A 24,094-nucleotide genomic window follows, 5' to 3' on the forward strand; every position below is an offset into this window, starting at 1 on the left:
CCGAGCGTCGCCTCGGGCCGCGTCGCCTACACCTTCGGCTTCGAAGGCCCGACGCTGACCGTCGACACGGCGTGCTCGTCGTCGCTGGTCACCCTGCACCTGGCCGCGCAGGCGCTGCGCAGCGGGGAATGCGAGCTGGCACTGGCCGGCGGCGCGACCGTGATGGCCACGCCGGGCACCTTCATCGGCTTCAGCCGCCAGCGCGGGCTCGCCGCGGACGGGCGCTGCAAGGCGTTCTCCGACGACGCCGACGGGCTGGGCTTCGCCGAGGGCGTCGGCATGCTGGTGCTGGAACGGCAGTCCGACGCGATCCGCAACGGCCACGAGATCCTCGCCGTCGTGCGCGGTTCCGCGGTCAACTCCGACGGCGCGTCCAACGGCCTGACCGCGCCGAACGGCCCGTCGCAGCAACGCGTGATCCGCCAGGCCCTCGCCGCGTCCGGACTGTCCACGAAGGACATCGACGCGGTCGAGGCGCACGGCACCGGCACCGCGCTCGGCGACCCGATCGAAGCGCAAGCCCTCATCGCCACCTACGGCCGCGACCGCGGCGCCCCGCTGCCGATCGGCTCGGTCAAGTCCAACATCGGGCACACCCAGGCCGCCGCGGGCGTCGCCGGGATCATCAAGATGGTCCTCGCGATGCGCCACGGCGTGCTGCCCCGGTCGCTGCACACGGAAACGCGATCGTCCCACGTGGATTGGGACGACAGCGGCGTCGAGGTGCTGGCGAACGCCCGCCCGTGGCCGGAAACCGGTCGCGTGCGGCGGGCCGCGGTGTCGTCGTTCGGCATCAGCGGCACCAACGCCCACGCCGTGCTCGAAGCCGGCCCGGCACCGGTGCCCGCGCCCGAACCGGCGCAGCCGCCGTCGATCGTGCCGTGGGTGCTGTCCGGCCGGACCGCCGGCGCCCTGCGCGGCCAGGCCGAACGGCTGCTGACGCACCTCGACGGCCAGGACGTTCCCGCCGTCGGCCGCGCGCTGGCGGGCCGGACCTCGTTCGCGCACCGGGCCGTCGTCGTCGGCGAGGACCGGGCCGGGCTCACCGCCGCGCTCACCGCGGTCGCGGCGGGCGAGGCCGCCCCGGACGTCGTGACCGGCCGGGCGTTCGGCACGCGCACCCCGGCGTTCGTCTTCCCCGGCCAGGGTTCGCAGTGGGCCGGCATGGCCAAGGACCTCCTGGCCGCGTCCCCGGTGTTCGCCGCGACGATGGCCGAGTGCGCCGCCGCGCTGAGCGAGTTCGTCGACTGGTCCCTCTTCGACGTCCTCGACGACGCCGAAGCCCTCGAAGAGGTCGACATCGTCCAGCCCGCGCTGTGGGCGGTGATGGTGTCGCTCGCCGCGCTGTGGCGGGAGTTCGGCGTCGAACCGGCCGCGGTCGCCGGGCATTCGCAGGGCGAGATCGCCGCCGCGTGCGTCGCGGGTGGACTGTCCCTTCAGGACGGTGCCCGGGTGGTCGCGTTGCGCAGCCGCCTGATCCGGCAGAAGCTGGCCCGCACCGGCGTGATGCTGTCGGTGGTGGCGCCGGTCGACGACGTCCGCGCGCTCGTCGGCGACGACGTCTCGATCGCCGCGGTGAACGGGCCCAAGCTGGTCACCGTCTCCGCCGACGAAACCGCCATGGCGAAGCTGGAAAAGCGGCTCTCGGCGGCAGGCATGATGCGCTGGCGCCTGGCCGGGGTGAACTTCGCCGCGCACTCGCCGCAGGTCGAGCTCCTCGAGGACGACCTCCTGGAGCTGCTCGCCCCGGTGTCCCCGCGCAGTTCGGCGGTGCCGTTCTACTCGTCGGTGACCGGCGGGCTGCTCGATACCGCGGAGCTGGACGCCGCGTACTGGTACCGGAACCTGCGCCAGACCGTGCTGTTCGGCGAAGCGGCCGACGCGATGGTGGCCGGCGGCGCGAGCGCGTTCGTCGAACCCAGCCCGAACCCGGTGCTGAAGATGGCCCTCGAACAGACCATGGACCGCACCGGCGAACCCCTGGTGTTCCAGGAAACGCTGCACACCGGCGAAGGAGACTGGCGCCGGGTGGTCACCGCGGTCGCCGGGGCGCACGCCCAGGGCGTCACGATCGACTGGACCGCCTTCTACGAGCGGGCCGGCGTCACGGCGCGGGTGCCGCTGCCGACGTACGCCTTCCAGCGCAAGAACTACTGGCCCGAGCCGGCCCCGCAGGCCGTCTCCGCGGGCGGCGAGAGCACGGCGGACGCGCGGCTGTGGGGCATGGTCGCGGCGACCGACGGCGGGGTACTGGCCTCGGCGCTGGAAGTCGACCGGGCCGCGCTGGACGCCGTCCTGCCCGCGCTGACGTCGTGGCGGGAGAAGCTGCGCACCGAGGCCGCCGTCGACCGCTGGTGGTACCGCATCGACTGGACGCCGCTGAAGCCCCCGGCGGGGGCCGCCGGGCCGGGCCGCTGGCTGGCCGTCGTCCCCGAGGACACCGGCGACTGGGGCACCCGGGTGCTGGGCGCGCTGCCCGGCGACGTCACCGTCGTCACGGTGACCGACCCCGACCCGGCCGCCCTCGCCGCCCGGCTCGGCGAGCTGCCGGGGACGTTCGACGCCGTCGTCTCGCTGCTCGCGCTGAGCACGCGGCCGATCGACGCGGCCCCGACCGCGCCGCCGGGCGTCGTGCTCACCGCGGTGCTGGTCCAGGCCCTCGCCCGGGCCGAGGTCGAAGCCAAGCTGTGGTGCCTGACCCGCGAAGCGCTGCCGGTCGAGGGCAAGCACGCGGCCGTGGACACGGTCGGCCAGGCGGCGGTCTGGGGCTTCGGCCGCACGGTGGCGCTGGAACGCGCGGCGGCCTGGGGTGGCCTGGTCGAGCTGCCCGCCGAACCCGGCGAAGCCGACCTGCGGAACCTGCCGCACGTGCTGGCCGGGCTCGGCGGCGAAGACCAGATCGCCCTGCGCGACGGCCGACTGCTGGGCCGCCGCCTGCGGCGCACCACGGCGGCGGAGACGCCGTCGGTCACCCCGGCGCTGGCCGGGCCGGGCACGGTGCTCATCACCGGCGGCACGGGCGCGCTCGGCGTCGAGACGGCCCGCTGGCTGGCCGACGCCGGCGTCCGGCGGCTGGTGCTGACCAGTCGCCGCGGCCCCGACGCGCCGGGCGCGGCCGAGCTGGCCGAGGAGCTGACCGGGCGCGGGGCCGAGGTGTCGGTGGTGGCGTGCGACGTCGCCGACCGCGCCCAGCTGGCCGCGGTGCTGGCGGCCATCCCGGCGTCGGATCCGCTGCGCGGGGTCGTCCACGCCGCCGGCGTCGCCCAGGACGGCGCCGACGTCGTCGCGCTGACCCTGGAGGAGGTCGAAGGCGTCCTGCGGTCCAAAGTGGAGGGTGCGCGGCACCTGGACGAGCTCGTCGGCGACCGGCAGCTGGACTTCTTCGTGCTGTACTCGTCGGTGTCGGGCATGCTCGGCAGCGGCAAGCTCAGCGCGTACGCGGCCGCGAACGCCTACCTGAACGCGCTGGCCGAGGACCGCGAACGCCGCGGCCTGGTGGGCGTGTCGATCGGCTGGGGCGTGTGGGGCGAGGCCGGCATGGCCCTGCAGGGCGACATGCTCGAACACATGCAGCGCCACGGCCTGGTGCCGCTGGTCCCGGAAGAGGCGATGGTGGCGTTCGGGCGCGCCCTCGGCGTCCGCGGCTCGGTGCTCGCGGCGGACTTCGACTGGAACCGCTTCGCGCAGACGTTCACGCTGCCCCGCGAAAGCCCGCTGCTCAGCGAGCTGCCGGAGGTCCGCCAAGCGCTGTCGGCGGCGGACACCGAACGCGACGCGGTGGTGGCCGAGGCGACCCTGCACGAGGAACTGGCCGGCTTGGACCCGGCGGAGCGGCGCGACGCGCTGCTCGAGCTGGTCCGCACGGTGGCGGCCGAGCTCCTCGGCTACGGCGAACCGGGCGACATCGAGCCGTCCCAGGCGTTCCGCGACATGGGCGTGGACTCCCTGGCCGCGGTCGAGGTCCGCAACGTCCTGGGCGAGCGCACGGGCCTGCGGCTGCCGTCGACCCTGGTGTTCGACCACCCGACGTCCCAGGCGGTGGCGGCCCACCTGCACCGCGAGCTGTTCGGCGCCGAGGACGACGTCCCGGCGTCGGCGGAGGAGGCCAGGGTCCGGAAGTTCCTGGCGTCGGTGTCGTTCGACCAGCTGCGTTCGCTGGGCCTGATGGACCTGCTCTCGGAGGCGGCGGAACGTTCGGAGCGCCCGGGAGCGCCCGGAGGAGTCCCGGGCGGAGGAGGACGGCGACGTGGGCGACATGGACGCGGACGACCTGGTCCGCTTCGTCCTGGGCGGCGACCAGGACTGACCCGCGCCTGACCGAGGCGACCGGAGGCGGCACTTTCCCTACGAAAGTGCCGCCTCCGGCATGCCCCCGATGTGGCGCTCGGGGCGGGGGCAAGTCTGGGGGTTTCCGGGCTGGGCGTGCGGTTGACTCCCCGGCAAGTGGACGTTCGCTCGGCGCCGGTCCGGAGAGGAACGCCGTCGCGGTGGCGTCACCCGGGTAAGAAAACGCTCACCCTGGAGATGTCTATGCCGGCCGGGTCGGATCGAGTCGTCGAAGCACTGCGCGTCGCCGTGCAGGAGAACAAGCAGCTGCGGCGGCAGAACACCACGCTGCTCGCCGCGGCGGCCGAGCCCGTCGCGGTCGTCGCCATGAGCTGCCGGTACCCGGGTGGCGTGCAGTCGCCCGAGGACCTCTGGCAGCTCGTCGCCGACGGGGTGGACGCGGTCACCGGGTTCCCCGAGGGCCGCGGCTGGCCGGAATCGCGGCACCAGGGCGGGTTCCTGCACCGCGCCGGGGACTTCGACCCCGCCTTCTTCGGGATCTCGCCGCGCGAAGCGCTGGCCATGGACCCGCAGCAGCGGATCGTCCTCGAGCTGGCCTGGGAGGCCTTCGAACGCGCGGGCATCGACCCGCGCGAGGTCGAGGGCGGCACCGGCGGGGTCTTCGTCGGGGCCGGGTCCATGGGGTACGGCCGCGGGCTCGCCGCGCTGCCCGACGGCGTCGAGGGCTACCTCGTCACCGGCACCGAATCCTCGGTCATCTCCGGCCGGATCGCCTACTTCTACGGCCTGGAAGGGCCCGCCGTCACCGTCGACACGGCGTGCTCGTCGTCGCTGGTCGCGCTGCACTGGGCCGCCCGCTCGCTGCGGGCCCGTGAGTGCTCCTTCGCCCTCGCCGGCGGCGTCGCCGTGATGGCCACCCCCGGCCTCTACGGCGAGTTCGACCGCCAAGGCGGCCTGGCCTCCGACGGCCGCTGCAAGTCCTTCGCCGAGGCCGCCGACGGTGCCGGGTTCTCCGAAGGCGCCGGGCTCCTGCTGCTGGAACGGCTCTCCGACGCGCGCCGCAACGGCCACGAGGTGCTCGCCGTCATCCGCGGCTCCGCGGTCAACTCCGACGGCGCCTCCAACGGCCTCACCGCGCCCAACGGGCCGTCCCAGCAGCGCGTGATCCGCCAGGCCCTCGAGAACGCCGGGCTGACCACCGACGACATCGACACCGTCGAGGCCCACGGCACCGGCACCGTGCTGGGCGACCCCATCGAAGCCCAGGCGCTGCTGGCCACCTACGGCCGCGAGCGCACGGGCGACCCGCTGTGGCTCGGGTCGTTCAAGTCGAACGTCGGGCACACGCAGTCCGCCGCCGGCGTCGGCGGCGTCATCAAGACCATCCAGGCCATGCGCCACGGCGTCCTCCCGCGGACCCTGCACGTCGACGCGCCGACGTCCCACGTGGACTGGACCGCCGGCCGCGTCTCGCTGCTGACCGAGCCGCGTCCGTGGCCGGACACCGGGAAACCGCGCCGCGCCGCCGTTTCGTCGTTCGGCATCAGCGGCACCAACGCGCACCTGATCCTCGAACAGCCGATCCCCGAACCGGTCGAAGCCGCCGGGCGCCGTGAGCCCGCCGGGTACCTCTGGCCGGTGTCCGGCCGCACCCCGGACGCGCTGCGCGAGCAGGCCGCCCGCCTGCTCGCCCACCTCGACGCCCGCCCGGAGCACACCCCGCTCGACGTCGCGCACTCCCTCGCGAGCACGCGCGTCGCCTTCCCGCACCGGGCCGTCGTCACCGGCGCCGGCCGCGACGAGCTGCTGGCCGCCCTGCACGCGCTCGCCACCTCGGCCGCCGCACCCGGCGTGCACACCGGCTCGGCCGGGCACCCCGGCGCGTCGGCGTTCCTGTTCACCGGCCAGGGTTCCCAGCGCGCCGACATGGGGCGGACACTGGCCTTCCCGGCTTTCGTGCGGGCCCGGGACGAGATCCTCGCGCTGCTCGACCTGCCCGAAGACGCCACTGTGGACGAAACCGGCGTCGCGCAGCCCGCGTTGTTCGCCTTCGAAGTCGCGCTCTTCCGCCTCCTCGAATCCCTGGGCGTGCGCCCGGACTTCGTCGCCGGGCACTCCGTCGGCGAGATCGCCGCGGCCCACGTGGCCGGGGTGCTGTCGCTGGCGGACGCGGTCAAGCTCGTCGAGGCCCGCGGCCGCCTGATGCAGGCGCTGCCCGCCGGGGGCGCGATGGTCGCGATCCAGGCGACCGAGGCCGAGCTCCTCCCGCTGCTCACCGAAGACGTCTCGATCGCCGCCGTCAACGGCCCGGCCGCCGTCGTCGTGTCCGGCGCCGAAGACGCGGTGCTCGCCATCGCCGCGCGGTTCGAGAAGACCAAGCGGCTCACCGTGAGCCACGCGTTCCACTCGCCGCTGATGGACCCGATGCTCGACGACTTCCGCGCGGTGCTGGACACCCTGACCTTCGCCGAGCCCTCGATCCCGGTCGTCGCGGCCGGTGACGTGTCCACTGTGGACTACTGGGTGCGGCACGTGCGCGACGCCGTCCGGTACGCCGACACCGTCGCCGACCTGGTTTCCCGCGGGGTCACCACGTTCCTCGAAGTCGGCCCGGACGCCACGCTCTCGGCGATGACCGCCGAGCTGACCGGCCCGGACAGCGACTGCATCCCCACCGCCCGCCGCGGCCGCGACGAGACCACGACCCTGCTCTCGGCGCTCGCCCGCTGGCAGGTCCGCGGCGGCGGCTTCGACTGGACGGCCTGGCACGAGGGCACCGGCGCCCGCGTCGTCGACCTGCCCACCTACGCCTTCCAGCGCCGCACCTACTGGCTCGACGGCGGCACCGGCGGCGACCTCGGCCAGGTCGGCCTCGACCCGGCCGGGCACCCGCTGCTCGGCGCGGCCGTCGAACTGCCCGAATCCGGCGGCTTCCTGTTCGCCGGCGAGCTGTCCGTGCGCCGGCAGGCCTGGCTCGGCCAGCACGAGATCCTCGGCACCAAACTCCTGCCCGGCACGGCGTTCCTCGAACTGGCCGGCCGCGCGGGGGCGCAGGTCGGCTGCGCCCGCGTCGACGAACTGACGTTCGCCGCGCCGCTCGTGCTGCCCGCCTCCGGTGGCGTGCGCGTGCAGGTCGTCGCCGGTCCGGCCGCCGAAGACGGCAGCCGCTCGGTCAGCGTCTACTCCCAGCAGGACGACACCTGGGTGCGGCACGCCTTCGGCCGCCTCGCCGTCGGCGGCGCACCCGCCGCCGTCCTGCCGGGGGAGTGGCCGCCCGCCGGCGCCGAACCCCTGGACCTGGACGGTTTCTACGAGGGCCTGGCCGGGCAAGGACTCGGCTACGGCCCGGCGTTCCAGGGGCTGCGCGCGGCCTGGCGGCTCGGCGACGAGGTGCTGGCCGAAGTCGCGCTGCCGCCCGAGCACGAGACCGAAGCCGCGTCGTTCGGCCTGCACCCGGCGCTGCTCGACGCCGTCCTGCACGCCTCGGCGCACGTCGAGGGCCGCGAGGGCCTGCCGTTCTCGTGGGCCGGCGTCGGCGTCCAGCCCACGCACGCGACGACCCTGCGCGCCCGGCTCAGCCCGGTGGGGGACAACGCCGTCGCCCTCGCCGTCACCGACCCCGCGGGCACGCCGGTGCTGGCCGCCGACGCGCTGACGTTCCGCCCGGTCGCCGCCGGGGACCTGCGCGCGAGCAGGCACGAGTCGCTGTTCCGTCCCGTGTGGACACCCGCACCCGCGGTTTCCGTCACGCAGCCCGCCGACGATGCGGACTGGGTCGTCCTCGGCACCGGGCTCGGGTTCGCCACCCCGGCGGTCTTCCCCGACCTCGCGACCGTCCGGATCGGCGGGGTCCCCTCCGTCGTCCTCGCCCCGGTGCCGCCGGGCGCGGGCGACGCGGCAGCCGCGCACACGGCCACCTCGTGGGCGCTCGAACTGCTGCAGACCTGGGTCGCCGAGCCGGAGTTCGCCCGGTCGCGCCTGGTCTTCGTCACCTCGCACGCCGTCCCGGCCGCCGAGGGCGACCTCGTCGACCCGGCCGCCGCCGCGGTCTGGGGTCTCGTCCGCTCCGCGCAGGCCGAGCACCCCGATCGGTTCGTGCTCGTCGACGTCGACGAGCCCGAGAGCCTCACCGCGCCACTGCAGCGCGTCCTCGACGCCGGGGAAGCCCAGGCCGCCGTGCGCGACGGCGGGATCGTCCTGCCGCGGCTGGCGCGCCTCCCGGTCGGCGACGGCCCGGCCGCGCACTTCCCCGACGGCGCGACCGTCCTGGTCACCGGCGGCACCGGCGGGCTCGGTGGCCTGGTCGCGAAGCACCTGGTCACCACGCACGGCGTCCGGAAGCTGCTGCTGGCCGGCCGCCGCGGTCCCGGCGCCCCCGGCGCGCCCGAACTCCGCGAGGAGCTGGCCGCGCTCGGCGCCGACGTCACCATCGCCGCGTGCGACGCCGCCGACCGCGACGCCCTCGCCGCGCTGCTGGCCGAGCACCCGGTCGGTGCCGTCGTGCACGCCGCCGGTGTCCTCGACGACGGCGTCGTCGAAACCCTGACGCCCGACCGCATCGCGACCGTGTTCCGCGCGAAGGCCGACGCGGCCTGGAACCTGCACGAGCTGACCGGCGACCTCGGTGCGTTCGTCCTGTTCTCCTCGGCCGCCGGCGTGCTCGGCAGCCCCGGGCAGGCCAACTACGCCGCCGCCAACGCCTTCCTCGACGCGCTCGCCCAGCGCCGGCGGGCCGAGGGCCTGCCCGGCCAGTCCCTGGCCTGGGGTGCCTGGGCCGGCGACGCCGGGATGGCGGCCCGGCTGTCCGACGCCGACCACCGCCGGCTCGCCGCGGCCGGTCTGCCCCCGCTCGACCCGGCCGAAGGCCTGGCGCTGTTCGACGCCGCGCTGGCCGAGGCCGAACCGGCTGTCCTGCCGATGCGCCTGGACGCCGGCGCGCTGCGCGGCCGCCCGGGCGTGCCCGCGCTGCTGCGCTCGCTCGTGCCCGGGGGTGCCGCGCCGGGCACGAGCCGCCCCGCGTCCGCGCTGGCCGACCGGCTCGGTGGGCTCACCGAGGCCGACCGCGCCCGGGCGCTCGAGGACCTGGTGCGCACCGAGGCCGGGCTCGTGCTCGGCTACGCGGCCACCGACACCGTCGACGGCCGGAGCGCGTTCAAGGACCTCGGCTTCGACTCGCTGACCGCCGTCGAACTGCGCAACCGGCTCGACGCGACGACCGGCCTGCGCCTGCCCGCCACGCTCGTCTTCGACTACCCGACCCCGGAAGCGCTCGCCGCGCACCTCGGCCGCGAGCTGTCCGGCGCGGCCGCCGACGAGACCCCGGTGACCGCGCGCCCGGTGTCCGACGACCCGATCGTCATCGTCGGCATGGGCTGCCGCTACCCGGGCGGCGTCGGCTCGCCCGAAGACCTGTGGAACCTGGTCGATTCCGGCGTCGACGCGGTGTCCGGCTTCCCGGTCAACCGCGGCTGGGACGTCGAGAACCTGTACCACCCGGACCCCGACCACCCCGGCACGTCGTACACGCGCCACGGCGGGTTCCTGCACGAGGCGGGCGAGTTCGACCCGGCGTTCTTCGGGATGAGCCCGCGCGAAGCACTGGCCACCGACTCCCAGCAGCGGTTGCTGCTCGAAGTGTCGTGGGAAGCGGTGGAGCGCGCGGGCGTCGACCCGGTGTCGCTGCGCGGCTCCCGGACCGGCGTGTTCGTCGGCGTGATGTACTCCGACTACGGGATGCTGCTGCAGGGCAGCCCGGAAGCCGAGGCCTACCAGGGCAACGGCAGCGCGCCGAGTGTCGCTTCCGGACGGATCGCCTACACGATGGGCCTCGAAGGCCCGACCGTCACCGTCGACACCGCGTGCTCGTCGTCGCTGGTCGCGTTGCACTGGGCGGCGCAGGCGCTGCGGCAGGGGGAGTGCTCGCTGGCGCTGGCCGGCGGTGTCACGGTCATGTCGACGCCCGGCTCGTTCGTCGCCTCCAGCCGCCAGCGCGGCATCGCCGCAGACGGCCGCTGCAAGTCCTTTTCGGACACCGCAGACGGCGTCGGCTGGTCCGAAGGCGCCGGGATCCTGGTCCTGGAACGGATGTCGGACGCCCGCCGCAACGGCCACGAGATCCTCGCCGTGCTGCGCGGGTCCGCCGTCAACTCCGACGGCGCGTCGAACGGCCTCACCGCGCCGAACGGCCCCTCGCAGCAGCGCGTGATCCGCCAGGCCCTCGCCGCGTCCGGACTGTCCACTTCGGACGTCGACGTCGTCGAGGCGCACGGCACCGGGACCACCCTCGGGGACCCGATCGAAGCCCAGGCGCTGCTCGCCACCTACGGCCAGGACCGTTCGACGCCGTTGCTGCTCGGGTCGATCAAGTCGAACATCGGGCACGCGCAGGCCGCGGCCGGGGTCGCCGGGATCATCAAGGTCGTCCAGGCGATGCGCAACGGCACCCTGCCGCGCACGCTGCACGTCACCGAGCCGTCGACGCACGTCGAGTGGGCCGCCGGGAACGTCGAGCTGCTCACCGACGCGCGGCCGTGGCCTGCGGAGGCCGGCCGCCCGCGCCGAGCGGGCGTGTCGTCGTTCGGTATCAGCGGCACCAACGCCCACGCGATCATCGAGGAACCGCCCGTCGTCATCCGCGCCCGGGACGAGGCCGAGCGCGAACTGCCGTGCGTCCCGCTGGTGCTCAGCGGCCGCACGCCGGAAGCCTTGCGCGACCAGGCCGCCCGGCTCCGGGACACCACCGCGGACCTGCTCGACCTCGGGTATTCGCTGGCCACGACGCGCTCGACGTTCGACCACCGCGCCGTCGTCCGCACCACCGAAGGGCTGGCCACGCTCGCCGAGGGCCGTCCGTCGCCGCTGGTCACCACCGGCGAGGCGAAGGGCGCGCCGAAGGTCGCGTTCGTCTTCACCGGCCAGGGTGCGCAGCGGCCCGGGATGACCCGCGGCCTCTACGACAGCTTCCCGGCGTTCGCCACCGCGCTCGACGCCGTGCTCGACCGCCTCGACCCGCAGGTGCGCGAAGTCCTGTGGGGCGACGACGCCGAAGCGTTGTCCCGCACCGGGTTCGCGCAGCCGGCGTTGTTCGCGGTCGAGGTCGCGCTCGTGCGGCTGCTGTCCGCGTGGGGCGTCCGGCCGGACTTCGTCGGCGGCCACTCGGTCGGCGAGATCGCCGCCGCGCACGTCGCCGGGGTGCTGTCCCTGGACGACGCGTGCGCGCTGGTCACGGCCCGCGCGTCGCTGATGCAGGACCTCGAGCCGGGTGGCGCGATGGTCGCCGTCCGCGCCACCGAAGCCGAGGTCGCGCCCCACCTGAGCGACGAAGTGGCGCTCGCCGCGGTCAACGGCCCGGCGTCGGTCGTGCTGTCCGGGGTGGAGTCCGCGGTGCTCGCCGCGGCGGGCCACTTCGCCGACACCAAGCGGCTCACGGTGTCGCACGCGTTCCACTCGCCGCTGATGGACCCGATGCTGCCCGCGTTCCGGGACGCCATCGCCGGGCTCGCCTTCGAAGCGCCCGCCGTGCCGATGGTCGCCGAGGGTGACGTCACCGACCCGGACCGCTGGGTCGCCCACGTCCGGGAACCGGTCCGGTTCGCCGGCACCGCCGAGCAGCTGCGGGAAGCCGGCCTGGTCGTCGAGATCGGCCCGGACGCGGTCCTGTCCGCGATGACCGACGGCATCCCGCTGGCCCGCCGCGGCCGCGACGACGTCGAGACCCTGGTCGGCGCCCTCGGGCAGCTGCACGTGTCCGGCGTCCGGATCGACTGGTCCGCGTTCTTCGCCGGGACCGGCGCCCGCCGGGTGGCCTTGCCCACGTACGCGTTCCAGCACGAGTGGTTCTGGCCCTCCGCCGCGGCCCCCGCCGCGAACACGGCCGACGCGGAGTTCTGGGCCGCTGTCGACCGGGGTGACGCCGCCGGCCTGGCCGCCCGCCTCGACGTCGACGACGCGACCCTCGGGGCGCTCTTGCCCGCGCTGTCGTCGTACCGCCGTTCGCGCCACGAAGAGTCCGTTGTGGACAGATGGCGCTACAAGGCGACCTGGGTCCCGGTCACCGCGGCCCGCCCCGGCACCGGCTCCTGGCTCGTGGTCGTCCCGGCCGCTCTGGCCGACGACCCGTGGGTCACCACGGTCGCCGGGTACTTCGACGGCGAGCCCGTGGTCTTCGACGACACCATCGCCGACCGCCTGCGCGACCGCGAGTTCGACCACGTGCTTTCCCTGCTGGCCCTGGACGAAACCGGCTTCCCGGGCGTCCCGGCCGGGCTCACCGCCACGGCCACCCTGCTGCAGACCCTCGGCGACACGCCGCTGTGGTGCGTGACCCGCGAAGCCGTGGCGGTCGCCCCGGGCGACCCGGTAGCGCGGCCCGCGCAGGCCGCCGTGTGGGGCCTCGGCCGCGCCGCGGCGCTGGAACAGCCGCAGCGCTGGGGCGGTCTCGTCGACCTGCCCGCCGACCTGGACGCCGAAGTGCCGCGACGGCTCGCCGCCGCGCTCACCGGCGCCGACGGAGAAGACCAGCTGGCGATCCGCGCGGCGGGGCTGTTCGGCCGCCGGATCATCGCCGCGTCCCCGACGCGGACCCGCGCCCCCGAGCCCGGCGACGGAACCACCCTCATCACCGGCGGCACCGGCGCCCTCGGCGCCGAAATCGCCCGTCGGCTCGCGAAGACCGGGCGCAGCCTGGTGCTCGTCAGCCGCCGCGGTCCCGATGCCCCCGGCGCGCCCGGACTCCGCGAAGAACTCACCGCCCTCGGCGCCGACGTCACGATCACCGCGTGCGACGTCGCCGACCGGGACGCCCTCGCCGCCGTGCTGGCCGGGATCCCCGACCTCACCGAGGTCGTGCACACCGCCGGCGTCCTCGACGACGGCGTCCTCGAAAGCCTCACCCCCGACCGCTTCGATGCCGGCTACCGCGCCAAGGCCGAAGCCGCGTGGAACCTGCACGAACTGACCGCCGACCTGCGGAACTTCGTCCTGTTCTCGTCCGTCGCGGGCACCTTCGGCTCGGCCGGTCAAGCCGCCTACGGGGCGGCGAACGCCACCCTCGACGCCCTCGCCGAGCACCGTCGTGGCCTCGGCCTGCCCGCGACGTCCATCGCCTGGGGCCCGTGGGCGGGCGGCGGCATGCTCGCCGCCGACGCCACCGTCGCCGACCGGGCTCGCCGCGGCGGCCTGAATCCCCTCGACCCCGAGCGGGCGAGCGCCGCGCTGGAGCGGGCACTGGCCGACACCACCGTCGTCGTCGCCGACATCGACTGGACCCGCTACCCGCACGTCCTGCGCCCGAGCCCGCTGCTCAGCGGCATCCCCGCCGCCGCGCGCGCCGAGGCCCCGCGCGGCGACGAGGAACTGCGCGCCCGGCTCGCCGCCGTCCCCGAGGACGACCGGTTCGACTTCCTGCTCGGACTGCTGCTGGAGCAGGTCGCCCTCGTCCTCGGCCACAGCGGCACCGGGGGAGTGGCCCCCGACCGCGCGTTCCGCGACCTCGGCTTCGACTCGCTCACCGCCGTCGAACTGCGCAACGTCGTCGCGCTGGCGACCGGGCTCGACCTGCCGCCGTCGCTGGTGTTCGACCACCCGACGCCGGAGATCCTCACCCGCCACCTGCTCGGCGAACTCGCCGGCACCCTGGCCGAGACCGCCGCGCCGGCCCGCGCGGCCGCCGACGACGACCCGATCGTCATCGTCGGCATCGGCTGCCGGTTCCCCGGCGGCGTCCGCGGCCCCGAAGACTTCTGGCGCCTGCTCGCGGGCGGCGAAGACGGCATCACCGGCTTCCCCGAAGACCGCGGCTGGGACCTCGCGACCCTCGCCTCGGGCTACGAATACGCGCTCACCGGCGGTTTCCTCGACGGCGTCACCGACTTCGACGCCGACTTCTTCGGCATCTCGCCCCGCGAGGCGATGGCCATGGACCCGCAGCAGCGCCTGCTGCTCGAAGTGTCCTGGGAAGCCCTCGAACGCGCGGGGATCGACCCGGCGACGCTGCACGGCGGCGACACCGGCGTCTTCGTCGGCACCAACGGCCAGGACTACGTGAACCTCCTCGCCACCTCCGGTGAGGACGTCCAGGGCCACTTGGCCACCGGCACCACCGCCAGTGTCCTTTCCGGACGGTTGTCCTACACGCTCGGGCTGGAAGGCCCGTCGGTCACCGTCGACACCGCGTGCTCGTCGTCGATGGTCGCACTGCACTGGGCCGCGCAGGCCCTGCGCCGCGGCGAGTGCACGACCGCGCTCGCCGGCGGCGTCACGATCATGACCACGCCCAGCTCCTTCGCCGAGTTCGCCCGCCAGGGCGGCCTCGCCGCCGACGGCCGCTGCAAGCCCTTCGCCGACGGTGCCGACGGCACCGGCTGGTCCGAAGGCGCCGGCGTCCTCGTCGTCGAGCGGCTTTCGACCGCCCGCGAGCAGGGCCACCCGGTGCTCGCCGTGGTCCGCGGCACCGCCGTCAACTCCGACGGCGCGTCCAACGGCCTCACCGCTCCCAACGGCCCCGCCCAGCAACGCGTGATCCGCCAGGCACTCGCGGACGCCGGACTGTCCACAACGGACGTCGACGCCGTGGAGGCGCACGGCACCGGCACCGTCCTGGGCGACCCGATCGAAGCCCAGGCCCTGCTGGCCACCTACGGCCGCGACCGCGAAGAGCCGCTGTGGCTCGGCGCCGTCAAGTCCAACCTCGGGCACACCCAGGCCGCCGCCGGCGTCGCCGGGATCATCAAGATGGTCCTCGCCCTGCGCCACGGCGAGCTGCCGAAGACCCTGCACGTCGACGAGCCGTCGAGCCGCGTCGACTGGACCGCGGGCGACGTCCGCGTCGTCACCGAGCACCGCGCCTGGCCGGAGTCCGGGCGGCCGCGCCGAGCCGGTGTCTCGTCGTTCGGGCTGTCCGGCACCAACGCGCACGCGATCCTCGAGCAGGCACCGGTTTTCGACGACGTCGTCGCCGACGAGCCGCCGGTCGCGCCGCTGCTGCTGTCCGCGCGCACCCCGCAGGCGCTGTCGGCGCAGGCCGCTCAGCTGCACGCGCTGCTGTCCGACCGCGCGCCCGCCGGCGTCGCCCGGGCGCTCGCCACCACGCGCACGGCGTTCCCGTACCGCGCGGCCCTCGTCGGCGACCCCCTCGGACAACTCGCCGCGCTCGCCGAAACACCCGTCGCGACCCCGGCGCGGACCCGCGCCAGGAGCGCGTTCGTCTTCGCCGGGCAGGGCGCGCAACGGCCGGGCATGGGCGCCGGGCTGTACCGGCGCTTCCCCGTCTTCGCCGAAGCTTTCGACGCTGTGTGCGCGCACCTCGGCGAGGAGCTGCGGGACGTCGTCTTCGCCGAATCCGGCACGCTGCTGGACCGCACCGACCGGACGCAACCGGCGACCTTCGCGCTGGGTGTCGCGCAGTACCGGCTGCTGGAGTCCTTCGGGGTCAAGCCGTCCTGGCTCGCCGGGCACTCGGTCGGCGAGATCGCCGCCGCGCACGTCGCCGGAGTGCTGTCCCTCGAGGACGCGTGCACGCTCGTCGCCGCCCGCGGCCGCCTGATGGCCGCGCTCCCGGCCGGCGGCGCGATGGCCGCGGTCCGTGCCCCCGAAGCCGAAGTCCGCGGCTTCCTCGTGGACGGCGTGACGATCGCCGCGGTCAACGGGCCCGCCGCGGTCGTGGTCGCCGGCCCCGAAGCCGCCGTCACCCGGACCACCGACGCGCTGGCCGCGGCCGGGCACCACGTCCGGCGCCTCGCGGTCAGCCACGCGTTCCACTCGCCGCTGATGGACCCGGTGCTCGACGACTTCGCCGAAGTCCTGGCGGGCCTGGAGTTCGGCGAAGCCCGGCTGCCCATCGTGTCCACCGTGACCGGTGAGCTCGCCGGCCTGAACACGCCGGAGTACTGGGTCGCGCACGTCCGCGAGCCGGTCCGCTTCGCCGACGCCGTGCGCGTGCTCGGCGAGCAGGGTGCCGCCGCCGTCGTCGAACTGGGCCCGGACGGGTCCCTGTCCGCCGCCGCGAGCGAAGTCCTCGGTTCCGACGTCGCCTGCGTCCCGCTGCTGCGCCGCGACCAGGCCGAGGAGACCGCGTTCGTGACGGCGCTGGGCCGCCTGCACGTCGCCGGGGTGCGGGTCGGCTGGCCCGTGTTCTTCGGCCCGGCCGGCGGCCCCGGCCCGGCCCTGCCGACCTACCCGTTCCAACGCGAACGCCACTGGCCGCGCACCTCCGGCGCGGTTCCCGGCGACCTCGGTTCCGTGGGTCTCGACGCCGCCCGGCACCCGCTGCTCGGCGCGGGCGTCGAACTCCCGGACTCCGGCGGGTTCCTGTTCACCGCCCAGCTTTCGCTGCGCACGCAGCCGTGGCTGGCCGACCACTTCGTGCTCGGCGCGGCCCTGCTGCCCGGCACCGCCTACCTCGACCTCGCGATTCGCGCCGCCGACCGGGCGGGCTGCGACCGCGTCGACGAGCTGACCCTCGAAGTCCCGCTGGTCCTGCCGCCCGGGAGCGCGGTCCGGCTGCAGGTCGTCGTCGGCCCGGCCGGTCCCGCGGGCGAGCGCGCCCTGGCCGTGTACTCCAGCCCGGCCGGGGGCGGCGAGCAGCCGTGGACGCGGCACGCGAGCGGCCGCCTCGGCACCGGCACGGCCACTCCGGACGACTCGGCCGCCTGGCCGCCGCCGGAAGCCGAAGCCGTTGCCCTGGAAGGGTTCTACGAGCGGCTCGCCTCGGGCGGGTTCGGCTACGGGCCGCTGTTCCGCGGGCTCAAGGCTGTCTGGCGCACCCCCGAGGCGGTGTACGCCGACGTCGTGCTGCCGGAAGAGGCCGAGCGGGACGCGGCCGCGTTCGGGCTGCACCCGGCGCTGCTGGACGCGGTCCTGCACGCCGCCGAACACGCCGGGCTGACCGAGGTGGACGGGGGACGGCTCCCGTTCGCCTGGAGCGGCGTCACGCTGCACGCGGGTGGCGCGGCGGTCGTGCGGGCCAAGCTGACCCGCCTCGGCGAGGACTCCGTCGCCATCGAGCTGCGCGACGCGGCCGGCGACCCGGTCGCGTCGGTCGGCTCGCTCGTGCTGCGGCCCGCCGCCCCGGCCCGGACCCAGCCCGTCGACTCGCTCTACCACCTGGACTGGGTCCCGGTCCCGCGGCCGGCCGGGGAAGCCGAGTTCGTCGTCCACCACGTCACGACGGGCGACCCCGATCTCGGCGGGGTGCGCGCCGCGGCCGCCGACGCGCTCGCCGTGCTGCAGTCCGCGGAGGACTCCCGGCTGGTGTTCGTCACGTCCGGAATGGACGATCCCGCCGCCGCGGCCGTCTGGGGCCTCGTGCGCTCGGCGCAGCGCGAACACCCGGGCCGGTTCTTCCTGTCCGATGTGGACGATCACCCCGAGTCCCTCGCCGCGCTGCCCGCCGTCGTGGCGTCCGGCGAACCGCAGACGATCGTGCGCGGCGGCGAGATCAGCGTCGCCCGGATCGCCCGCGTGCCCTACACCGACGACGTCGTCCCGCCGAGGTGGGACGAGGGCACCGTGCTGATCACCGGCGGCACCGGCGGGCTCGGCGCCACGCTCGCCCGCCACCTCGTGACCACCCACGGCGCCCGGCGGCTCCTGCTGGTCAGCCGCCGCGGTCCCGACGCCCCCGGCGCGGACGAGCTGGTCGCCGACCTGACCGCGGCCGGTGCCGAGGTCGACGTCGTGGCGGCCGACGTCGCCGACCGCGCCGAACTGGCCCGCGTGCTGGACGGCGCCGACCTGTCCGCCGTCGTGCACACCGCCGGTGTCCTCGACGACGGCGTCCTCGGCTCGCTCACCCCCGAGCGGCTCGACACCGTGCTGGCGCCCAAGTTCGACGCCGCCTGGCACCTCGACGAGCTGACCCGCCACCTCGACCTGGCCGCGTTCGTCGTCTACTCCTCGGTCGCGGGCACCTTCGGCGCGGCCGGGCAGGCCAACTACTCCGCGGCCAACGCGGCCGCCGACGCGCTCGTCCGGCGCCGCCGGGCCCGCGGGCAGCAGGCGCTTTCCCTCGGCTGGGGCGCGTGGTCGCGGGCCGGCGGCATGACCGCCACCCTCACCGACGCCGACCTGCGGCGGATGGCCGCCACCGGCATGCCCGCGCTCGAGCCGGACCACGCCCTCGCACTGTTCGACGCGGCCTGCGCCGCCGGCCTCGACACCGTCCTGCCGGTCCGCCTCGACTTCGCCGCGCTCAGCACGCAGCCCGAGGTCACGCACCTGCTGCGCGGCCTGGTCCGCACCCCCGTCCGGCAGGCGGCGGCCCACCTGCCGCGCCTGGACGGCCCGCTCCTCGGCCTCACCGGGGCCGAGCGGTCCCGCGCGGTGCTCGACCTCGTCCGCGCGCAGGTCGCCGCGGTGCTCGGGCACACCGGCACCGCGGGGGTCGCCGCCGACCGGCCGTTCCGCGAGCTGGGCTTCGACTCGCTCACCGCGGTCGAGCTGCGCAACCGGCTCGACGCGGCGACCGGGCTGCGGCTGCCCGCCACCCTCACGTTCGACTACCCGACCCCGGCCGAGCTGGCCGCGTTCCTGCTCGGCGAGGTCGACGTCCCCGAGCCGGTCACCCCGGCGGCCGCGGTGGACGGCGACCCGATCGTCATCGTCGGCATGGGCTGCCGCTACCCCGGCGGCGTCGGCTCGCCGGAAGACCTCTGGACCCTCGTCGAGCAGGGCGTGGACGCGGTCACCGACTTCCCGGCCAACCGCGGCTGGGACGTCGACGGCCTCTACCACCCGGACCCCGACCACCCGGGCACGTCGTACACGCGCAGCGGCGGTTTCCTGCACGAGGCCGGCGAATTCGACCCGGCGTTCTTCGGGATGAGCCCCCGCGAGGCCCTCGCGACCGACTCCCAGCAGCGGCTGCTGCTGGAGGTCTCCTGGGAAGCCGTCGAGCGGACCGGCGTCGACCCGCGCTCGCTGCGCGGCTCCCGCACCGGCGTGTTCGTCGGCGTCATGTACTCCGACTACGGCCTGCTGCTGCAGGGCAGCCCGGACACCGAGGGCTACCAGGGCAACGGCAGCGCCCCGAGCGTCGCCTCCGGCCGCGTCGCCTACGCGTTCGGGCTGGAAGGCCCGACGCTGACCGTCGACACGGCGTGCTCGTCCTCGCTCGTCGCCCTGCACCTGGCGGCCCGTGCCCTGCAGAACGGGGAGTGCTCGCTCGCGCTCGCCGGCGGCGTCACGGTGATGTCCACGCCCAGCACGTTCATCGGCTTCAGCCGCCAGCGCGGCCTGTCCGCCGACGGCCGCTGCAAGTCCTTTTCGGACACCGCCGACGGCGTCGGCTGGTCCGAAGGCGCCGGGATCCTCGTGCTGGAACGGATGTCCGACGCGAAGCGCAACGGCCACGAGATCCTCGCCGTGGTCCGCGGCAGCGCGGTGAACTCCGACGGCGCGTCCAACGGCCTCACGGCACCGAACGGGCCGGCCCAGCAACGCGTGATCCGCCAGGCGCTCGCCGCGTCCGGACTGTCCACTGAGGACATCGACGTCGTCGAGGCGCACGGCACCGGCACCACCCTCGGCGACCCGATCGAAGCCCAGGCGCTGCTGGCCACCTACGGCCGCGACCGGGAAACCCCGCTGCTGCTCGGGTCGATCAAGTCGAACCTCGGCCACACCCAGGCCGCCTCCGGCGTCGCCGGGATCATCAAGATGGTGCAGGCCATGCGGACCGGCACCGTGCCGCGCACCCTGCACGTCACCGAGCCGTCCACGCACGTCGACTGGTCGGGCGGCGCGATCGAGCTGCTCACCGAACCGCGGGCCTGGCCCGACCACGGCCGCCCGCGCCGCGCCGCGGTGTCGTCGTTCGGCATCAGCGGCACCAACGCCCACACCGTGCTCGAAGCGCCGCCGGTCGTCCCGGAGCCGCCGCGAGCGGAGCCGGCGCCGTCGCTGGTGGCCTGGCCGCTGTCCGGCCGCACGCCGGAAGCGTTGCGGGAGCAGGCTTCCCGGCTGCTCGCGCACCTCGCCGGGCACCGCGACGCGAGCGCGGCCGACATCGGCTTCGCGCTGGCCACCACCCGGACGCAGTTCACCGAACGCGCGGTCGTCACCGGCGGGACCCGGACCGACCTCGAGACCCGCCTGGAGGTGCTGGCCCGCGGTGGCAGCGTCGCCGGGCTGGTCACCGGCACGGCGGGGGAGCAGGTGCCCGCGTTCCTCTTCGCCGGGCAGGGCAGCCAGCGCGCCGGCATGGGCCGTGACCTCGCCGAGCGCTTCCCGGTCTTCGCCGAAGCACTCGACACCGTGCTCGCGCGGCTCGACCGGGAACTGGACCGCCCGCTGCGTGAACTGCTCTTCGCCGAGGAGGCTGGCGCGCTCGACGAGACGCAGTACGCGCAGCCCGCGCTGTTCGCGTTCGAAGTCGCGCTGTACCACCTGGTCCGGTCGTGGGGGCTCACGCCGGAGTACCTGGCCGGGCACTCGATCGGCGAGATCGCCGCCGCGCACGTCGCCGGGGTGCTCACCCTCGACGACGCCTGCACGCTGGTCGCGGCGCGCGGCCGGCTCATGCAGCAGCTGCCCGAGGGCGGCGCGATGATCGCCGTGCAGGCCACCGAAGCCGAGGTCCGGCCGCTGCTGGCGGGCCGCGAGGACGAGGTCGCGCTGGCCGCGGTCAACGGCCCGGCCTCGGTCGTCGTGTCCGGCGCCGCCGGCCGCGTCGAGGAGATCGCCGCGCACTTCGCCGCCGACGGCCGCAAGACCCGGCGGCTGCGCGTCAGCCACGCCTTCCACTCGCCGCTGATGACGCCGATGCTCGACGACTTCCGCAAGGTCGTCGCCGGGATCACCTTCTCGGCGCCGTCGCTGCCGATCGTCTCGACCGTCACCGGCGAGCTGGTCACCGCCGAAACCCTGGCTTCGGCCGAGCACTGGGCCGAGCAGGTCTGGCGGCCCGTGCTGTTCGGTCCGGCCGTGCGGCGGCTGGCCGAGCTGGGCGTCACCGCGTTCGCCGAGATCGGCCCGGACGCCACGGTGTCGGCGATGGCGGCGGAATCCCTCGACGCCGGCCGGGTCGCCGTCCCGTTCCTGCGCCGCGACCGGGCCGAAGCCGACGCCGTCGTCGAAGCCCTCGGCCGGCTGCACGTGGCCGGGGTCGCCCTCGACTGGCCGGCGGTGGCCGGGCCGGGTGCCCGGGTCGTGCCGCTGCCCACCTACGCCTTCCAGCACCAGTGGATCTGGCCGGGCGGCGGCCTTTCCCAGGCCGGCGACGTCTCCGCGGCCGGGCTCTGGGCGGCCGGGCACCCGCTGGTCGGCGCCGCGGTCGAGCTGCCGGACTCCGGTGGCCTGCTCTTCACCGGACGCCTTTCGCTCGCCGCGCAGCCGTGGCTGGCCGGGCACACCGTCGGTGGCGCCGTGGTGGTCCCCGGCACCGCGCTGCTGGAGCTGGCCGTGCGCGCCGGCGACCAGGCCGGCTGCCCGCGCGTCGACGAACTCACCCTCGAAGCCCCGCTGGTCGTCCCGGACGGCGGCCGGGTCGTCGTCCAGGTCGCCGTCAGCGGCGCCGACGACAACGGTGCCCGGACCCTGCGCGTCTACTCGCGCGACGACGGCGAACCGGGCGCGGCCTGGACCCGCAACGCGAGCGGCACGCTCGTGCCCGCCGTGGACGAACCGGCCGGCACCTGGTCCGAGTGGCCGCCCGCCGGGGCGGAAGCCCTTGCACTGGAGGGCTTCTACGACTCGATGGCCGACCGCGGCCTCGGGTACGGCCCGATGTTCCAGGGCCTGACCCGGGCCTGGCGGCTCGGCGACGACGTCTACGCCGAGGTCGCACTGGCCGAGGACGACCACGAAGCCGCCGCGCAGTTCGTCGTGCACCCCGCGCTGCTCGATGCGGCGCTGCACGCGGCGTCGCTGCTGGAAATCGGCGGCGGGCTGCCGTTCAGCTGGTCGGGCACCTCGTTCCTGGCCGCCGGGGCGACGAGCCTGCGGGTCCGGCTCACCCCGGTCGACGGCGCGGTCGAGGTCACCGCGACCACACCGGACGGCACCCCGGTCGTCTCGGTCCGCTCGCTCGCGCTGCGGGCGGTGCCCACGCTGACCACCCCGGCCCCGACCGGCTACCGGCTCACGTGGCCGGCGCTGCCCGAAGCCTCCGCGATCCCGGACGCACCACCGGTCACCCTCCTCCGGGTGCCGTCCGCGCCGGGACCGGTCCCGGCCGCCGTCCGCGAGGTGACCGCCCGGGTGCTGGCGGACGTCCAGCGCGGGCTCGCCGAGGAGCCCACCCTCGTCGTGGTCACCCGCCACGGCGTCGCCGTCGAGCCCGCCGACCACGTCGACCTCGCCCACGCGGCCGTCTGGGGCCTGCTGCGCGCGGCCCAGCTGGAGAACCCGGGCCGGATCGTCCTCGTCGACTCCGACGAAGACGACGTCCCGGAGACGGCCGTCGCGGGCGCCCTCGCAGCCGGCGAACCCCAGGTCGCCCTGCGCGCCGGCCACCTCCACACCGCCCGCCTGACCCCCGCACTTTCACGTGAAAGTGCCCACCAGGGGCCCGCACTTTCACGTGAAAGTGCGGACTGGGGGGATTCCGTGCTCATCACCGGTGGCACCGGGGGGCTGGGTGCCACCTTCGCCCGGCACCTGGCCGGGCGCGGGGTGCGGCACCTGCTGCTGCTCGGGCGCCGCGGCGAGGACACGCCCGGTGTCGGTGACCTCGTCGCCGAGCTGGCCGAGCTGGGCGCGGAAGCCCAGGTCGTCGCCTGCGACGTCAGCGACCGCGACGCACTCGTCAAGGTGCTGGCAGAGGTCGAACTGACCGCCGTCGTGCACGCGGCGGGTGTGCTCGACGACGGCGTCCTCGGGGCCCTGACCCCGGACCGCCTCGACACCGTCTTCGCGCCCAAGGTCGACGCCGCCTGGCACCTGCACGAACTCACCGCACCCGGCACCCGGCTGGTCTTCTTCTCCTCGATCGCGGGCACCCTCGGGGCGGCCGGGCAGGCCAACTACGCCGCCGCCAACGCCTTCCTCGACGCGCTCGCCCACCAGCGAGCCGCCGAGGGCAAGGCCGGGGTCTCGATCGCCTGGGGCGCCTGGAACGCCGGCAGCGGCATGACCGGCACGCTCTCCGACGCCGAACTGGCCCGGATGCACCGTTCCGGCTTGCCCCCGCTGTCCACAGAGGACGGTGTCGCGCTGTTCGACGCCGCGCTGGACGCCGGCTCGCCCGCGGTCGCGGCCCTGCGGCTCGACCTCGCCGTGCTGCGCGGCCAGGACCCGCTCCTGCCCGCTCTGCGCGGCCTGGTCACCGCGGCGCCGAAGCGGGCCGCGGCCGTCGAACCCGGGGGCGACCTGGCCGCCCGGCTGGCGCCGCTGCCGTCCGAAGAACGGCTGCCCGTCACGATCGCCCTGGTCGGCAAGCAGGTCGAGGCCGTGCTCGGGCACGACGGCGCGGTCGGGCCCGCCGTCAGCTTCACCGACCTCGGCTTCGACTCGCTGACCTCGGTCGAGCTGCGCAACCGCCTGGAAGCCCGCACCGGCTTGCGGCTGCCGGCGACGCTGGTCTTCGACCACCCGACGATCACCCGGGTCGCCGAATTCCTCGTCGCCGCCGCGCTCGGGGACGGCGCCGCCGCCCGCCCGGCGCTGGCCGAGATCGAGAAGCTGGAAAGCCTGCTGTCCGCCGTCGCCGCCGCCGACGACGCCCGCGCCGCGATCACCGTGCGGCTGCAAGCCCTGCTCGTCAAGTGGACCGGCCCCGGCGACCCGGGGGAGACCCCGGCCGCCGGCGCGCTGGGCGCCGACGAGCTCCTCGCGTTCATCGACAACGATCTGGGGGTGAAGTGACCCGTGG

At 75.5% G+C, this 24,094-nt stretch carries 2 protein-coding genes (1 of these 2 cut by a window edge); both read left to right on the plus strand.

What is annotated here, in order from left to right:
• Nucleotides 1-4,317, plus strand: the end of a protein-coding gene (locus ACLJQM_RS37460) for a type I polyketide synthase (protein WP_410635052.1). The gene continues 15,720 nt to the left of window position 1, outside the view; only the last 4,317 of its 20,037 coding nucleotides appear in the window; the start codon falls outside the window, past its left edge; its stop codon occupies nt 4,315-4,317.
• A gap of 201 nt (nt 4,318-4,518) precedes the next feature.
• Nucleotides 4,519-24,087, plus strand: a complete 19,569-nt coding sequence (locus ACLJQM_RS37465; RefSeq protein WP_410635067.1) for a type I polyketide synthase — start codon at nt 4,519-4,521, stop codon at nt 24,085-24,087.
• The last annotated feature ends 7 nt before the right edge of the window (nt 24,088-24,094 follow it).

The sequence above is a fragment of the Amycolatopsis sp. cmx-4-83 genome, from assembly GCF_046548815.1.
Classification (GTDB): Bacteria; Actinomycetota; Actinomycetes; order Mycobacteriales; family Pseudonocardiaceae; genus Amycolatopsis; species Amycolatopsis pretoriensis_A.